Annotated in this window: 18 protein-coding genes; 12 read left to right on the top strand and 6 right to left on the bottom strand. The window is 26.6% G+C overall.

Annotated elements, in window-relative coordinates; genetic code table 11:
• Positions 1-9 precede the first annotated feature (9 nt).
• Entirely contained in the window at positions 10-588 is a 579-nt protein-coding gene (gene rsmG / locus ACD570_RS05555; RefSeq protein ID WP_337206985.1) for a 16S rRNA (guanine(527)-N(7))-methyltransferase RsmG, read from the bottom strand.
• Positions 585-1,145: a GTP cyclohydrolase II gene (gene ribA / locus ACD570_RS05550; protein ID WP_337207588.1), complete on the bottom strand. Its 561-nt coding sequence runs from the start codon at positions 1,143-1,145 to the stop codon at positions 585-587. Before ribA ends, rsmG begins: the two co-directional genes overlap by 4 nt.
• A 66-nt stretch (positions 1,146-1,211) precedes the next feature.
• Between ribA and hemB the strand changes: the two genes are divergently transcribed.
• The 5 genes from hemB (at position 1,212) to ACD570_RS05525 (ending at position 6,095) form a co-directional block, all read left to right on the top strand.
• A complete protein-coding gene (gene hemB / locus ACD570_RS05545; protein WP_200283002.1) occupies positions 1,212-2,195 on the top strand; it encodes a porphobilinogen synthase in 984 nt (327 codons plus the stop codon).
• A 79-nt stretch (positions 2,196-2,274) separates the two neighbouring features.
• Positions 2,275-2,766, top strand: coding sequence for a DUF2603 domain-containing protein (locus ACD570_RS05540; protein ID WP_200283004.1), 492 nt, complete (start codon positions 2,275-2,277; stop codon positions 2,764-2,766).
• On the top strand, positions 2,753-4,108 hold the full coding sequence (gene hemN / locus ACD570_RS05535) for an oxygen-independent coproporphyrinogen III oxidase (protein ID WP_200283006.1): 1,356 nt from the start codon (positions 2,753-2,755) through the stop codon (positions 4,106-4,108). Before ACD570_RS05540 ends, hemN begins: the two co-directional genes overlap by 14 nt.
• Complete coding sequence (locus ACD570_RS05530) at positions 4,105-5,370, top strand: (Fe-S)-binding protein (protein WP_337207584.1); 1,266 nt, start codon at positions 4,105-4,107, stop codon at positions 5,368-5,370. The genes hemN and ACD570_RS05530 overlap by 4 nt, the downstream gene beginning before the upstream one ends.
• Positions 5,367-6,095, top strand: coding sequence for a DUF5416 family protein (locus ACD570_RS05525; RefSeq protein WP_337207594.1), 729 nt, complete (start codon positions 5,367-5,369; stop codon positions 6,093-6,095). The genes ACD570_RS05530 and ACD570_RS05525 overlap by 4 nt, the downstream gene beginning before the upstream one ends.
• On the opposite strand, the gene ACD570_RS05520 is transcribed toward ACD570_RS05525, so the two are convergent.
• The gene (locus ACD570_RS05520) at positions 6,092-6,301 is read right to left on the bottom strand and encodes a hypothetical protein (RefSeq protein WP_200283013.1); all 210 of its coding nucleotides are present in this window, start codon (positions 6,299-6,301) and stop codon (positions 6,092-6,094) included. The two genes, ACD570_RS05525 and ACD570_RS05520, sit on opposite strands and share 4 nt — an antisense overlap.
• Before the next feature lie 245 nt (positions 6,302-6,546).
• Between ACD570_RS05520 and pepT the strand changes: the two genes are divergently transcribed.
• Genes pepT through ACD570_RS05500 form a run of 4 tightly spaced genes read left to right on the top strand, consistent with a single transcriptional unit; the run spans position 6,547 to position 10,166 of the window.
• Positions 6,547-7,776: a peptidase T gene (gene pepT / locus ACD570_RS05515; protein ID WP_337207581.1), complete on the top strand. Its 1,230-nt coding sequence runs from the start codon at positions 6,547-6,549 to the stop codon at positions 7,774-7,776.
• 9 nt (positions 7,777-7,785) lie between these two features.
• On the top strand, positions 7,786-8,775 hold the full coding sequence (locus ACD570_RS05510) for a CynX/NimT family MFS transporter (RefSeq protein ID WP_417904207.1): 990 nt from the start codon (positions 7,786-7,788) through the stop codon (positions 8,773-8,775).
• Entirely contained in the window at positions 8,687-9,013 is a 327-nt protein-coding gene (locus ACD570_RS05505) for a hypothetical protein (protein ID WP_417904451.1), read from the top strand. The genes ACD570_RS05510 and ACD570_RS05505 overlap by 89 nt, the downstream gene beginning before the upstream one ends.
• 1 nt (position 9,014) lies before the next feature.
• Positions 9,015-10,166, top strand: coding sequence for a M20 aminoacylase family protein (locus ACD570_RS05500; RefSeq protein WP_337209360.1), 1,152 nt, complete (start codon positions 9,015-9,017; stop codon positions 10,164-10,166).
• On the opposite strand, the gene ACD570_RS05495 is transcribed toward ACD570_RS05500, so the two are convergent.
• Positions 10,159-10,905: a YaaA family protein gene (locus ACD570_RS05495; RefSeq protein WP_337207579.1), complete on the bottom strand. Its 747-nt coding sequence runs from the start codon at positions 10,903-10,905 to the stop codon at positions 10,159-10,161. The genes ACD570_RS05500 and ACD570_RS05495 overlap by 8 nt on opposite strands.
• Positions 10,906-10,946: 41 nt before the next feature.
• A complete protein-coding gene (locus ACD570_RS05490) occupies positions 10,947-12,017 on the bottom strand; it encodes a JlpA family lipoprotein adhesin (RefSeq protein WP_337207577.1) in 1,071 nt (356 codons plus the stop codon).
• 147 nt (positions 12,018-12,164) lie between these two features.
• On the opposite strand from ACD570_RS05490, the gene ACD570_RS05485 reads away from it, so the two are divergent.
• Positions 12,165-13,001 (top strand): cysteine ABC transporter substrate-binding protein, encoded by an 837-nt coding sequence (locus tag ACD570_RS05485; protein ID WP_239820590.1) that lies wholly within the window; start codon positions 12,165-12,167, stop codon positions 12,999-13,001.
• Between the two features lie 26 nt (positions 13,002-13,027).
• Positions 13,028-14,248, top strand: a complete 1,221-nt coding sequence (locus ACD570_RS05480; RefSeq protein WP_417904444.1) for an MFS transporter — start codon at positions 13,028-13,030, stop codon at positions 14,246-14,248.
• Between the two features lie 3 nt (positions 14,249-14,251).
• On the opposite strand, the gene ACD570_RS05475 is transcribed toward ACD570_RS05480, so the two are convergent.
• Positions 14,252-15,520 (bottom strand): M20/M25/M40 family metallo-hydrolase, encoded by a 1,269-nt coding sequence (locus ACD570_RS05475; protein ID WP_417904206.1) that lies wholly within the window; start codon positions 15,518-15,520, stop codon positions 14,252-14,254.
• Positions 15,521-15,578: 58 nt separating this feature from the next.
• Here ACD570_RS05475 and ACD570_RS05470 point away from each other — a divergent pair, with 58 nt between their 5' ends.
• On the top strand, positions 15,579-16,106 hold the full coding sequence (locus tag ACD570_RS05470) for a thermonuclease family protein (protein WP_337207570.1): 528 nt from the start codon (positions 15,579-15,581) through the stop codon (positions 16,104-16,106).
• The last annotated feature ends 6 nt before the right edge of the window (positions 16,107-16,112 follow it).

Genomic DNA, 16,112 nt, shown 5'->3' with positions numbered 1-16,112 from the left:
AGTAGCTTTTTAACTACTTAAAATACAATATCTTCTAAACCCGTTTTCAAAAATTTTATATTTTTTATTTTCTAAATCTTTGAGTTCTTTATAAATTTCACTACCTTTCCATAGAATAAAAATGGTTTTTTTAGAACTTAGATCTTTGCAAATTTGCATTAAAGGTTTTACATCCATTAAGGCCCTAGAGGTAATAACATCAGCCTTAATATTATTTTTATTTTCCTGAGCCTTTTCTTTGCAAATATTTAAATAAGATAAATCGCACTCTATTTTTATTGTTCTTAAAAAAGCAGCTTTTTTAGGATTTGGCTCAAAAAGATAAAAATTACTTTTAAGTAAAAAAGCTAAAAAAATAGCAGGAAATCCAGCTCCACTACCTATATCAACTATATTTTTTGCCTTTGTAAAATCAAAAAAATGAAGAATTTTTATACTATCTATAATATTTTCTTCGATATTTTGAATTTGAGTTAGATTATGAACTTTATTAAAATTGATCAAATTTTTTTGATAAATTTTTATCTTTTCTTCAAAATCTTTTTGATTAAAATTTTCTAAAATAGGGTATAAAAAATCCAAATTCAAAGCAAATGTCCCATTTGAGATTGTTTGATATCTAGATAATTTTTATTAAAACGATTTGGATTAATAAGCACAGGTACTCGTATTAAAATTTTATCCTTGAGACTTTCTAATTTTTCCGGATTGTTTGTAAGTAAATTTATTTTAGAAATTTTATAATGCTTAAGTATAAAATTTACTATTTCATAAGTTCTTTCATCAGCTTTGAATCCAAGTTTATGATTAGCTTCTATAGTATTTAAACCTTTATCTTGTAAAGCATAGGCATTTACTTTATTAAAAAGTCCAATTCCTCTGCCTTCTTGTCTAAGATATATAATCATGCCACCATTTTGCTCAATGTATTTTAAAGAAAATTCTAATTGTTCGCCACAATCACATTTTAAACTTCCTAAGGCATCTCCTGTTAAACACTCTGAATGAATTCTAAGATTTAATATATCCTTAGGTTCATCTTTAAAGATACATAGGTGTTCTTTATCATTTTCTTTAAAACTTTGTATTTTAAAATTTCCCCATTTACTAGGTAAATTAGCTATTTCTGAAATTTTTATAGTCATTAGTCGCTTTCGTGTATAAATTTATGTTAAAATTTTAAAATAATTCTAGCATAAAAAGGACAAAAAATGTTTAAACGCTTTCGAAGACTTAGAATGAATGAAAATTTAAGATCAATGGTGAGAGAAAATTTTTTAAGTATTAATGATTTAATATATCCTCTTTTCGTTGTTAATGGTAAGAACATAAAAAAAGAAATTCCATCTATGCCAAATGTATTTCAAATGAGTTTGGATGAAATTTTAAAAGAATGTAAAATTATTCTTGATCTTGGAATAAAAGCGATTATACTTTTTGGAGTTCTTGAAAATGATAAAAAAGATAGTTGTGGAAGCGATGCGCTTGATGATGAAGGTTTAATTGCGCGAAGTATAAGAGAAATTAAGAAAGAATTTCCTAATCTTTTTATCATTAGCGATCTTTGTTTTTGTGAATATACAGATCATGGGCATTGTGGTATTATTAGCTCAAAAACTAAAAGTGTGGATAATGACGCAACTTTAAAAATTTCAGCTAAACAAGCTTTAATTCATGCTAGAGCAGGAGTTGATATGATAGCACCAAGTGGAATGATGGATGGTATAATTGAAACTTTGCGTCAAGCACTTGATCAAGAAGGTTTTGAAAATTTGCCTATTATGGCATATTCTACCAAATTTGCTTCAAGCTATTATGGACCATTTCGAGATGTGGCAGAATCAGCTCCTAGTTATGGCGATAGAAAAAGCTATCAAATGGATTTTGCTAACGCCAAAGAAGCTCTAGAGGAAAGTTTAGAGGATGAAAAACAAGGGGCTGATATTTTAATGGTTAAACCAGCTCTTGCCTATCTTGATATAGTAAAAGAAATTTCACTTCATTCAAATTTGCCTTTATGTGTTTACAATGTTAGTGGCGAATATGCTATGTTAAAAGCTGCAGAAAAAGCAGGTGTAATTGATTATGAAAAGGTTTTATATGAGACAATGATAGCATTTAAAAGAGCAGGTGCAAAACTTATTATTACTTATCATGCTAAAGAGTTAGCTATAATGCTAAAAAATGAAAGCTAAATTTTATAAAATTAATAAAATAAAAATATATAAAATTTAATTTTGTAAGATAAAGAAGAAAAATAAAAGGAGTTTTTTAATGAAAGAACTTGAAAAATATAGCAATTGTTTAAAACGTATTGATGAATTTAGTCAAAATTTAGGTATGAAAAAAGAAGATAGAGCTATTTTTGAAATGAAACAAACAGAAAAAGAAAATGAAGCATGTTTAGTGCTTAAAAATGGTAATTTTAATTCTCCTGAACCTTGGTTTATAGTGGATGAAAATGATGAAATTCATACCATGATTTCTTTAAGCAGTTTAAAAAATATTTTAGAAAGTTTAAAGCAAACTCAAAAAGAAAATTTTGAATTAAAACTAGAAAAAGCAATTTATCAACAAATTCCTATAGATTTTAATGATGCTTGGGTAGTTGCTATGGATGAAATTAAAAAGCGTGTCAAAGAAGGTTTAATGGAATTTAATATAGATCTAGAAAAGCTTATTATAGATATAAAAAAAGAACATCCTAATTTATTTGTCGATATGGAAGCTATGGTTGAAAGGGTTAAAAACAATGAGAAATTATAAAGCTTTTGTAAAATACTCCAAAGCTGGACCTCGCTACACATCTTATCCTACGGCTGTAGAGTTTAATACTGATTTTAAATATACAGAATATTTAGAAATTTTAAAACAACAAAATAGATCTTTATCGCTTTATTTTCATTTGCCTTTTTGCAGAAGCGCCTGTTATTTTTGTGGATGCAATGTGATTTATACTGCAAAAGAAGAAAGCAAGGAGAGATATTTAAATTATATCCTTAGAGAACTTGATATTTTAAGTTCTATAGTCAATACAAAAAGAGAAGTAGTGCAAATGCATTTTGGTGGAGGAACTCCAACTTTTTTTAGTGCTAAGCAACTAGAGAAGCTTATTTTAAAAATAAAATCTATTTTTGAAAATTTTACTTTAGATGCTGAAATAAGTTGTGAGATTGATCCTCGTTTTTTAAATGAAGAACAAGCTGATGTTTTAACTAAGTATGGTTTTAATCGCATTAGTTTTGGGGTGCAAGATTTTGATGAGAAAGTGCAAAAAGAAATTCATAGAATTCAACCATTTGACTTGACTAAAAATGCTTTAAAATTAGTAAGAGATAGGGGTATAAAATCTGTTAATATGGATTTAATCTATGGTTTGCCTTATCAAACTTTAGAAAGTTTTACTCAAACTTTAGAAAAAATTTTAATTTTAAATCCGGATCGTTTAGCTATTTTTAATTATGCTCATGTTCCTTGGCTTAAGAAAAATATGAGGAAATTTGATGAAAATACCTTACCAAGTCCAGATATAAAACTTCAAATTTTAGAATTTTGTGAAAAATTTTTAAGTCAAAATGGTTATAAAATGATAGGAATGGATCATTTTGCTAAAGAAGAAGATGAACTTTTTAAAGCTTTAGAAAACGGTACTTTGCATAGAAATTTTCAAGGTTATACTACTAAAGGTGGTGCAGATTTGATCGGTATAGGACTTACTAGTATTGGCGAGGGAAAAAAGCATTATGCCCAAAATTTTAAAGATATGTTAAGCTATGAAAAGGCTATAGATGATGGAAGGCTACCTTTTGAAAGAGGTGTAAAATTAACTTTTGATGATGAGCTTAGAAAATATGTAATTATGAATTTGATGGCTAATTTTAGACTTGACATAAAAAAAGTAGAAGAAGAATTTAATATAAAATTTAAAGAATATTTTAAAGAAGATTTAAAAGCTTTAAAAGAATACGAAGATTTTTTAAATATAAGTGAGAATGATATTAAAGTTAATGAAACAGGAGTTTTATTGATACGTAATATTGCTATGTGTTTTGATGCTTATATGAAAAATATTAGTGAAGAAAAGAAAGTTTTTTCTAAAACAGTATGAATAATATTTCAGATATTTGCGTAAAATGTGGTAAATGCATACCTAGTTGTACTATTTATGATATCAATCGTGATGAAGTTACAAATCCAAGAGGCTTTTTGGATCTTATAGCAGCTTATAAAGAAGGAAAATTACAACTTAATAAAGAACTTGAAAATGTTTTTGAATCTTGTTTTTTATGCAACCATTGTGTAGAGATTTGTCCGAGTGAATTAAGTATTGATAATGCTATAGAAAAAATGCGTTTTGACATAGTAAAAGAGTTTGGTATGCCTTGGTATAAAAAAATCATACTTTCATGTTTGAAAAATCGCAAATGGCTTGATATATTGGCAAAATTAGGTTATATTTTTCAAAGTTGTGCTTTTCATATTCAAAATAAAGAATTTGAAAAAAATTTAGGTATGAGGGCTAAATTTTCAATGCCTTTTATAAAAAAAGGTCGATTTTTATCAAGTTTTCATAAAAAAAGTTTTTTAAATTTAAATCCTGATTTTATAGATAATGGTGGAAAAAAGACTATAGGATTATATGTGGGCTGCTTAACAAATTATTGTTATACACAAACAGGTTTTTCTACATTAAAAATTTTAAAAGAGTTAAATATTAATGTTGATTTGATGAAAAAACAAGCTTGTTGTGGAGTGGCGCATTTTTTTTCTGGGGATTTTAAGAGTGTTGAAATTTTAGCTAAAAAAAATATAGAATATTTTGAGAAAAAATTAGAAAAACTTAATGCGATAATTATTCCTGAAGCTACTTGTTCTGCTATGTTAAAAATTGATTATGAACGTTTTTTTATTATGCAAAATGAGAGAGATTGGGCTAATCGTGCTAAAAAAATTTCTTCTAAAATTTATATAGCAAGCCAATATTTATATCAATTTACTTCTTTGAAAGAACTTTTAAAAAATAAAAAACAAAAAAAATATAGTATTACTTATCATGATCCTTGTCATGCAAGAAAGATGCAAGGAATTTTTAAGGAACCAAGAGAATTATTAAAAACCAATTATACTTATATAGAAATGCAAGATTCTAATACTTGTTGTGGTTTTGGTGGGGCAAGTATGCAAATGAAACATTATGATAAAGCTTTAAGTGTAGGTGAAAAAAAAGTAAAAATGATTGATCAGACTATGGCTCATTTTGTAAGTGCTGAATGTTCAGCTTGCAGAATGCAAATTTCTAATAATTTGGAACAAAAATCAAGTAAAGTAGTTTTTGCACATCCTTTAGAGCTTATTGCTGAGGTTTTATAATGAAAATTGTTTTTATGGGAAAAAGTAATGAATATGAGATTGAAAAATCTAGTTTTTGCAGTGAAGCATTTTTGATTAAAGATAAAATTCCTAATAGAGATGGAATAGATTTTATTACTAAAAATGTTAGTATTTTGGAATTTAGTGATGAAAATTTTTCTTTTGATGAAATTATAAAACATTTAGAGGTTGATGTTGGCGAAGATATTATTATTGTGGAGAATTTTTTTAAACAAGAAAAAGATAAAGATGAAATTGAGTCTATACTAAAAGAAAATATAACCCAAGAATCAAGTCAAAAATTTCAGTCCTCAAAAACATTTTCTAGAATCTTTAAAAATTCCAATTTTATCATTAAAAATGAAAATAATATTCAAAGTGACATTATGGAGATCTCTAAAGAAGATGAACTTGAAATTTTTAAAAATTTAGAATTTGAGGAAAAAGAAATTAGTTTTGTTAAACTTGAAATTATGAATTATGATAGTTACTATGATAGCTTAAATTTTAATCTCGAGGTTTTTCCAAGTGGTGCAAGTTATAAATATGGAATTTCTCAAAATGCTATGTATGTGATTTTACAAGGAAAAATGTCAAGTGTTTCTTTATGTCGTTTTTTAAAGAGTTTTATTTATAAAAATAAAAACAAAAAAAGCACTTATAAAACTTTTTCCTTGACATTTAATCATAATATGATTTATAAACTAAGTGTTTCTTTTGTTTAATTGTTTGTAATATTTTCTATATTTGAGCGATTTTTTTCAATTAAAGTTCTATTTTTTTTTGCAGTTTCTTTAAGCTCTACAATATCTTCTTTGATATTTTGAATATTTTGATTTAAGAGATTGATCTTTCTTTCATAACGCATAATGATAATAAAAATTGCAAATAAAAATACAATAATTAAAAAAACAAATAATAAATGCTGCATCTTTACTCCTTTTTTTGTGTGTAATACTATAACATTTTTCTTAAAAAAAAATGATTTTCTTTAAAAAATAAATAATTTTATTTAAAATTAAGAATTGACTATTATATAATTATTTTAATCAAAGATTAAGGATTTTTGATGAATTTTCTTTTAGAAAATATTTCTTTATTTCTTTCTTCAATAAAAAATCTTGTGCAAAGATTGAAATTTGTTATTGTTAAAATTTCTGTATTTAAGGATAAAATATGAATTATAAACAACTTCAAATTGATAATTTTTTTAATTATCTAGCTATACCTTCTCAAAGCAATGCAAAGGTTCAAAATTTACCTAGCTCGAAAGGACAATATGATTTAGCACTTTTATTAAAAAAAGAGCTTGAAAATTTGGGACTTAGTGATATTTTATTGCAAGATAATGCTATATTAACTGCAAGACTCAAAGGAAATTCAAAGAAAAAAAGCGTGGGTTTTTGTGCTCATTTAGATACTGTAGATGTTGGTCTTAGTGATATTATAAAACCTCAAATTTTAAAATTTGAAGGCAAGCCTTTATGTTTAAATAAAGAGAAAAATATCATATGCGATCCTAAAGATTATCCTGAACTTTTAAAATATATGGATGAAGAGATCATATTCTCAGATGGAACTAGTGTTTTAGGAGCTGATAATAAAGCGGCAATTTCAACTATCATGACTTTGCTGCATTATTTAGTCCATGAAAAGTGTGAACATGGAGACGTTTATGTAAGTTTTGTTCCTGATGAAGAAATAGGGCTTAGAGGATCTAAAATGCTTGATCTTAAATATTTTAAGCCTGATTTTGCTTTCACGATTGATTGCTGTGAGCTTGGAGAATTAGTATTTGAAACTTTTAATGCAGGATCGGCTTTTATAGAAATACAAGGAGTGAGTGCTCATCCTATGAGTGCTAAAGGAGTGCTTTTAAATCCTACTTTAATAGGAATAGATATAGCTAATTGTTTTGACAGATTACAAACTCCAGAAAATACAGAAAATGATGAAGGTTATATTTGGGTGCAAGAATTTCATTCTGATCAAATAAAAGCAAGTTTATATTTAAATATTAGAGATCATAATAAACAAAAATATGAAGAAAAAAAACAATATATTAAAGAAGTGGTTAATTTCATGCAAAAACGGTATAAAAAATCAATTATAACTTTAAAAATCGAGGATGTGTATTCTAATTTAAAAGATAGCATGAATGAATATAATAAAATAGGCTTAGAAATTTTGCATCAAGCTTTTAATGAATGTAATATAAAACCAAAAACTTTTCCCATGAGAGGAGGAACTGATGGGAGCGCTTTAGCTTTAAAAGGTTTATTTATGCCAAATTTTTTTACTGGGGCGCATAATTTTCATTCCGCGTTCGAATTTTTACCTTTAAAATCTTTTTATCAAAGTTTTGAGGTGGCAAAAAATATTATAAAAATTGCATCAACAAAATAAGGAGTATTTGTGCAAAATTCATTTTTATTTAATATGCAGCGTATAGGCGTTGCTTTTATTATATTTAGTGTTTATGCTGTTTTTAGTGCTTCTTGGGCTTCTACTGGATCTTTGATGCCTCTTATAAAAGCGGATTTGGGATTAGATAATCAAAAAGCAACTTTAATTACAAGTATTGTTGTTGTCGCAAAAATTTTTGGTGCTTCTTTTACAGCTTTTTTAATTTATAAATTCGGACTTAAGAAAGGATATTTTTTAGGTTGCCTTTTGATGAGTTCAAGTGTGTTTTTAGCTTTTATAGAAAGCTATCTGGGAATTTTAATAGTACGTTTTTTAATGGGGCTTGGTTCAGCTTGTGCATTAGTATGTTTGGTTCCTATTACTCAACAATGGTTTGAAAAGAAAAGTTTGCATTTTATGATTAGTATTAATACAAATTCAAATATAGTTGGCTATATCATCGGAATTCTTTTTGCCGAAAGTATTTCAAATTATTTTGGAAATTGGCGTTATTCTTTGTCTTTTTATGCGTGGATTAATTTGGTATTAATTATTCTTTGGATTTTTATAGGAAAAGATAAAAAGATAGATGAAAAACAAGAAAAAATAGACAATAAAAAAGAGTTGTTATCAGCTATTAAATCGCCTTTAACTTGGGGTATGATTATCTTTTATATGGGGCCGATTTTGTTTTTAAATTCTATTTTTACATTTTTACCTACATTTTATGTGGAGTATGCAGGCTTTACTAAAGAATTAGCTGAAGTAGCTAAGAAAGAAATTCCTGTTTTAGCAAATGTAGCTATTATTTTTGGACCTTTTATAGGAATTTATTTTAAAAGAAAAGGCTATTCTTTTAAAAAGATGCTTCTAGTTGGAAGTTTGTGTATGCTTTTAAGCGGAATTTGTAATGCTTTTTTTAAAAAAATGGATTATGGTAGAAATTTTTGCTGTTTTATCAGGTTTATTTTTTTCTCTATGGTGGCCTTTTTTCTTTAATCTTCCTTCGGAATTAAAAGATACAAATCCGCACCGTAGTGCTTATATTATGAGTACTTTTTGGACAATAACTTTTATCATTTTATCGTTAAATCTTGAAATTGTATCATTTAGTGTAGATAAAACTAAAAGTTTTACTATAGGTTTTACTTATATGTTTATTTTGATTTTGGTTTCAGCTGTTGCATCGTTGTTTGTTTTTCCTAAAAAAGATCATTTTATAGAAGGAGGAAAATAAAATGAAATTAATACCAGAAATTGTAGATTTAAAAGATGAATTTGTAAAAATTCGTCATCAAATTCATGAAAATCCAGAATTAGGATTTGATGAAATCCAAACCGCAAGATTGGTGGCTAAAAAATTAAAAGATTTTGGTTATGAAGTTTATGAAAGCATTGGAAAAACAGGAGTTGTTGGAGTTCTTAAAAAAGGGAATAGTGATAAAAAAATTGGACTTCGTGCGGATATGGATGCTTTACCTATGCAAGAATGTGCCCAAGTTGATTATAAAAGTAAAAAAGAAAATATAATGCATGCTTGTGGCCATGATGGGCACACAAGCTCTTTGTTGCTTGCTGCAAAATATTTAGCTAAACAAGAATTTAATGGAACTTTAAATCTTTATTTTCAGCCTGCTGAAGAAGGTTTGGGAGGTGCAAATGAAATGATAAAAGATGGCTTGTTTGAAAAATTTGATAGTGACTTTATTTTTGGATGGCATAATATGCCCTTTGGTTCATCAAAAAAATTTTATTTAAAAAAAGGTGCAATGATGGCTTCTTCTGATAGCTATACATTGGAGGTTATTGGCAAAGGAGGACATGGTAGTGCCCCAGAAAAAACTAAAGATCCTATTTATGTAGCTTCTTTATTAGTAATAGCTTTACAAAGTATAGTATCTAGAAATGTTGCTCCGCAAAATTCAGCTGTTGTAAGTATAGGCGCCTTTAATTCGGGCTATGCTTTTAATATTATTCCAGATAATGCTGTTTTAAAAGTTAGCATTAGATCGCTTGATAATGAAACTAGAAAACTAACAGAAGAAAAACTTCATAAAATTTGTCAAGGAATAGCAGATGCAAATGACGTAGAAATTAAAATTTCAAAAGAAATTATAGCCCCTATAACGATTAACAATGATGAGGCGGTGGAATTTGCATCAGAAGTTGCTAAAGAAATTTTTGGTGAAGAAAATTGTGAATTTAACCATCAACCTTTAATGGGAAGTGAAGATTTTGGATTTTTTTGCGAAATGAGAAAATGTGCTTATGCCTTTTTAGAAAATGAAAATGACATATATTTACATAATTCTCATTATATCTTTAACGATGAACTTTTGCCTAGAGCGGCAAGTTATTATGCTAGTTTAGTTTTAAAATATCTCAAATAGAATCTAATATTTCAAGTATAATTTCTTCTTTCAAGCCTTTAATTTGAATTTCTTTGAGTTTAAGGTTTGATGGAAGATTATCTAATACTTCTTGATTTTTTTTAGCTTTTATATTTGCGCACAAAGCAAGTAAAATTCCTCTATAAGCTTTTGCAAAATGACTAACTACTTTTCCATTTTTTATAAATTTATAGGTAAAAAATTTCTTTTTAGGAATGTAAAATTTATCATAAAATCCTGCTCTTAAATCAAGAATTTCTTCATTTTTTAAATACTCATCTAAAGCATTGCTAAAATACTCTTTATAAAATTTTTCTATATTAAAATTTCCAAGTTTTTTGCCTTGTTTAAATTTGTAAAAAGGAAGAGTATCGCTAGCCTTTACAACTCCAAAAAGATTGGAAAATATAAGGGTATTTTCTAAGATATAGTTTTGGCTTTCAAGATTTAAAGAATTAAATTTCAGATATTCGTAACTCACACCATTATAAAGTGTTATGGCACTTTGAGTGGAAGCTTTTCTTAAATTGTGTTTGAATTTGTTTATTTCATTCTCATTTTTTATGCCAAAAAGTTCTTTTAAATCCTCTAAATTGCAATCTTGAATATATTTTTCATATTTATCTAGAGCTTGCATTCTATAAGCAAATAATTCTTTAAATATGAATGAATTTTCATTAATCGGTTTTTGCGTACAATTTTCATCTTTTCCTTCACTCGGGGAAAATAAAATTTTCATAATAATCCTTTTAGAACATTAAAATGGAGTTTTTCTCCATTTTAATATGGTAATCCATAAATAGAATTATTAAACATCATTGTTAAGTCGGTAAAGTCTATTCCATTGATAGTTATTTTTTTTATAACCTTTGCTTGTTCTTGAGGATATGTGCTTAAAGGAATATCTTTAAAAAATACTTCTATATTAAGTTTATAAGTTGGATCTTGAGTAATTTTTTCGAGTGCCTGCAAGGTTTTGTCAATTATTAAAGTTTGTTTTTCATCTTTACTTTGATCTTTAGCTATTTTAAGTATAGAATTAGCCATTTCAATATAGTCTTTAAAAACTTCTTTTGTATCCAAAGACAACGTGAGTTTTGCATCGTGAATAATAATATTTTCTTGTATTTGAGGAAGCATAGATTTAAAATTATCAATACTTGTGTTATTTTCATCAATATTTTTAATTGAAAGCGAATTTGTATCGTACTTAAGCCCTAGAGAATCCAATATATCTAAGAATTTAGATTTATAATCTAGATTAATATTAAGGTTGAAATTGAGTTGATTATTACCTTGGATATTAAAACTGAAAAGATAATTATAATTTTCATCATTCTTTTTAGAATTTAAATTTTTAAATGATATTGTAAAAGGATTGGAAATTAGTTCTTTAAGATAATCATTTATTTTTTGATTTTTATTTAAATGTATTTTGTTTATTTGATCAATTATTTCATCGCTTAATTTTAAGTTTTTTAAGGTAATTTCATCTTGCAATTTTTCATTTTTAGAAAGTAAAAAATTTAATAATTCTTGAAAAGAAATAAGTTCTTTTTTATCTCCTGTATAAATTTCATTGGATTTATATTCTATATTTTCAATTTCAAATATTTTTTTATGATTAGGATCAAAAACTTCTAAATTAGGGCTCATGCACTTTATAAAATTGCCATCGCTTTGGCATTTAAAATCATTGAATTTAAAAAAGTCTTTAGTTAAATTTTGTTCCTCTTTAATTTGTGTATTTAAGGTATTTTCATATTTTTTTACGATAGATTGATCTAGTGAATTATCACTACATGCCACAAATAAAGCTAAACTTGCACCAAGCATGAGATTTTTTTTCATAATTTTCCTTATTTTTATTTTTTTTAAAATAAAATTATAACAATAAACTTTTAGATTTCATGTAAAAAACAGAATAAAAAATTAAAAATTTTTAAGTATAATAATTTGTTATAATTTTTCTTAATTAAATGATTATGGAGATAATAAATGAAAAAAATATTCTTGAGTATTTTTACAGCTATAATAGCTATATTTTTAAGTGCTTGTGGAGAAAATTCAAAACAGATTAATTCTCTTGAAAAAATTAAGCAAAATGGAATTGTAAGAATAGGTGTGTTTGGAGATAAACCTCCTTTTGGTTATGTAGATGAAAAAGGTAAAAATCAAGGTTATGATGTTTATTTGGCAAAACGCATAGCAAAAGAACTTTTAGGAGATGAAAATAAAGTTCAATTTGTGCTTGTTGAAGCTGCTAATAGGGTAGAGTTTTTAAAATCAAATAAGGTTGATATTATTTTAGCTAATTTTACTCAAACCCCAGAAAGAGCAGAGCAGGTAGATTTTTGTTTACCTTATATGAAAGTAGCTTTAGGGGTTGTTGCTCCAAAAGATAGTACAATTCATAGTATAGAGGATTTAAAAGATAAAATCTTGCTTATAAATAAAGGCACAACAGCGGATGCATATTTTTCAAAAAATTATCCTAATATAAAAACCTTAAAATACGATCAAAATACTGAAACTTTTGCAGCTTTAATGGACAAAAGAGGAGATGCTTTAAGCCATGATAATACTTTACTTTTTGCTTGGGTAAAAGATCACCCTCAATTTAAAATGGCCATCAAAGAATTGGGAAATAAAGATGTTATAGCTCCTGCGGTTAAAAAAGGTGATAAAGAACTTAAGCAATTTATCGATAATTTAATTATTAAATTAGGTGGGGAACATTTCTTTCACAAAGCTTATGATGAAACATTAAAGCAGCATTTTGGAGATGATGTTCAAGCTGATGATGTGGTTATTGAAGGCGGTAAAATACAATAAAGGTTTCTCCTTTATTGTATAAAAATATGCAAAAAAAATATAAAAATATTGCTTATGCGTCTTTAGGTGGAGCATTAGAATTTTATGATTTTGTTCTTTTTGTGTTTTTTTTAGATATTTTTTCTAAGATTTTTTTTCCGCAAAATAATTTTTTTTGGACTCAAATAAATACCTATATTTCTTTTGGAATAGCTTACTTAGTTCGTCCATTTGGGGCTATAATAATGGCACATTTTGGAGATAGATACGGTCGTAAAAATATCTTTTATCTGTCTATTTTTTTTATGGTTGCACCTAGTTTTTTTTTAGCTTTTTTGCCTACTTATGAAATGATAGGATTGTATTCTACTTTTGCCTTGTTTTTAATTCGTATTTTGCAAGGTTTAGCTATAGGAGTTGAGGTAAGTGGCGCTTGGGTTTATATTAGTGAATTTGTAAAAGGAAATAAAATTCCTATTTTTCTTGGTTTTGCTTCTGCTGCTTTAACTTTAGGTTTATTATTGGGAAATTTTACAGTTTTAATTTTAGATAATTATTTTTCTAAGGAACAAGTGGAGCAATATGCATGGAGACTTCCCTTTATTTTGGCTGGAATATTTGGAATTTTTATTTTATCATTAAGAAAAAAAATAGATGAAACTCCAGAATTTTTAAAATTAAAGCTTCGAAAACAACTTGTAAATTTTCCATTAAAACATGCTTTAAAAACGCATAAAATGAGTATGTTTATCTGTTTTTTAATGACTATAGTTTTAACAAGTGGCATTGCAACTTTAATGATTTTGCCAAAATATTTTTCATCAATATTTAATTTTGACTCATCTCAAAGTTTATGGATGCAAAATTTTGGAATTTTAGCCGTGATTTTAGGATCTATAGTTCAAGGATTTTTAGCTAGTAAATGGGGGAGCTATAAAATTTGTTCTTTTTTTAGCATAAGTTTAATGTTTTTTGGAATTTTATTTAGTTTTTATAACCGGCAATTTTTATGGTATTTTCTAATCGTTTGTTTTTCGCAAGGTATTATTACCTTTGCACCTGTTTTCATGACTCAAATCTTTAAAAATGAAATTAAATTAAGTGGATTAAGTTTTGCTTATAATATTTCTTATGCTTTTTTAGCTTTTCTTATACCTTTTATAATTGATTTTTTATATAAAAAATATTTAGGATTTTATTTTGTTTTTGTAGGAATGTGTTCCTTGTTTTGTATGTTTTTATTGAAAAAAACATACAAAGAAAATTAAAAATTAATTAAGATTTTGCAAAACTTCAAAAACAACTTTAGAAATTTTTTCTACAGAAGCTATTTCACAACGTTCATCGGTAGAGTGAGGATTATAAATGTTTGGGCCTATAGAGGCGCATAATAATTTTTGTTTTTTTTCTATGATCCCGCATTCAAGCCCCGCATGAATAGCTGAAATTTTAGCCTCTGGAGATACTTTTTTTAAAGCTTTAAAAACTAAGTCGCTTAGAACATTAGGTTTGCCTTCCCAAGGTGGATAAAAATTAAAGCTTTTACTTTGATAACCAAAAGCTTGAAAAAATTCTAAGGTTTCAAATTCAATTTGTTTTAAATCATCTAAAGTATTAGATCTTGCAAAAAGTGCAAATTCTATTTGATTGTTTTGCATTTTTAAGGTTGCAAGATTGATACTAGTTTGAACTATTCCTAAGGTTTCATTATAGGCTCTAACTCCATGAGAAAAACTATTGATAGTATCTAAAAGTTTATCACTTTGATCGCAAAATTCAAATTCTTTTTCACCTTTAAATTCACATTTTATCCATTCATTTCCCTTGACTTCATTTTCAAAACATACTAGAGCTTTGGCATGTTTTGGTATAGAATTAACTCTTTCCCCACCTTCAAAAAATATAATTTTTCCATGATTTTGTTTTATAAATTTTGCCATTTCTTTAATAGAGCTTTTTTCATTATTTATGATATTAATTCCTGAATGACCACCTTTAAAATTTTGTGCTTGCAATTCATAAATTTTGCCTTTACTTTTTATATTTTTATAATGTAAAATCGATTCTATATCAACACCACCGGCACAACCTATCATAATCTCATTATCACTTTCGTGATCTAAATTTAAAAGCATCTTTGATTGTATAGTATGCTCTAAAGAATTAACCCCCATAAGACCAACTTCTTCATTATTAGTAAAAAGACATTCTAGATTTTCAAATTGATTCATCGCGCTCATCATGATTGCTATTCCTATGCCATTATCTGCACCTAGACTTGAATTTTTAGCTTTTAAATATCCATTTTCTTCATAAACATCCACTTTAGGCGCATCTCCCATGCATACCATATCGTAATGGCTTTGTAAACAAATTTTAGGATTACCTTTAATAGCGTGAATATTTCCAGCTTCGTCTACATTAACTACAAAATTTTTATCTTTAGAATAATTAATTAAAAATTCTTTCATTTCTTCAGTCTCATAGCTACAATGCGGAATTTTGCATAAATCTTTAAAATTATCTATAACTTTTTGCATTTTCTCTCCTTTTCTTTGTTAAAATTATGGCATATTTTTTAAAAAAATAAGGATAAAATTGAGAATAAATTACAATAAAATCTTAAATTTAAGAAGTATTTTAAGCGATCCTAAAAAACTCTTAGCAATTTTGATTTTTTCCCTTGCGATTATATTTATTCAAAATTATATGGCAAAAACACCAAGTTTTAAAGCTAAAGTTGTTAGGGTAATTGATGGCGATACTATAGAAATTCTTAATTCCAATAAAACAAGTAAAGTAAGGTTTTTTGGTATAGATGCGCCTGAAATCAAACAAAATTTCGGAAAAGAAGCTAAAAATAATTTAAATCAAATTTTAAAAAATAAAGAAGTGGAAATTTTTTATAAAAATAAAGATATTTATGGTAGAATTGTTGCTGTTGTCAAGTTTAATAATGTAGATATAAATTGTTGGATGGTAAGTAAAGGCTATGCTTGGGCTGATACTTATTATACAAATGTATATATTAAAGAGCAAAAAAAAGCTCAAAAATATAAATTAGGACTTTGGAAAGAAAAAAATCCTATTGAGCCTTATAAATGGCGCAAACAAAATAGATTTTGAGAGTAG

The organism is Campylobacter sp. LH-2024 (assembly GCF_048270605.1).
In the GTDB taxonomy this organism is placed as follows: domain Bacteria; phylum Campylobacterota; class Campylobacteria; order Campylobacterales; family Campylobacteraceae; genus Campylobacter_D; species Campylobacter_D molothri.
The sequence above is the reverse complement of the archived record's forward strand: the minus strand, read 5'-3'. Positions and strand labels throughout refer to the sequence as shown.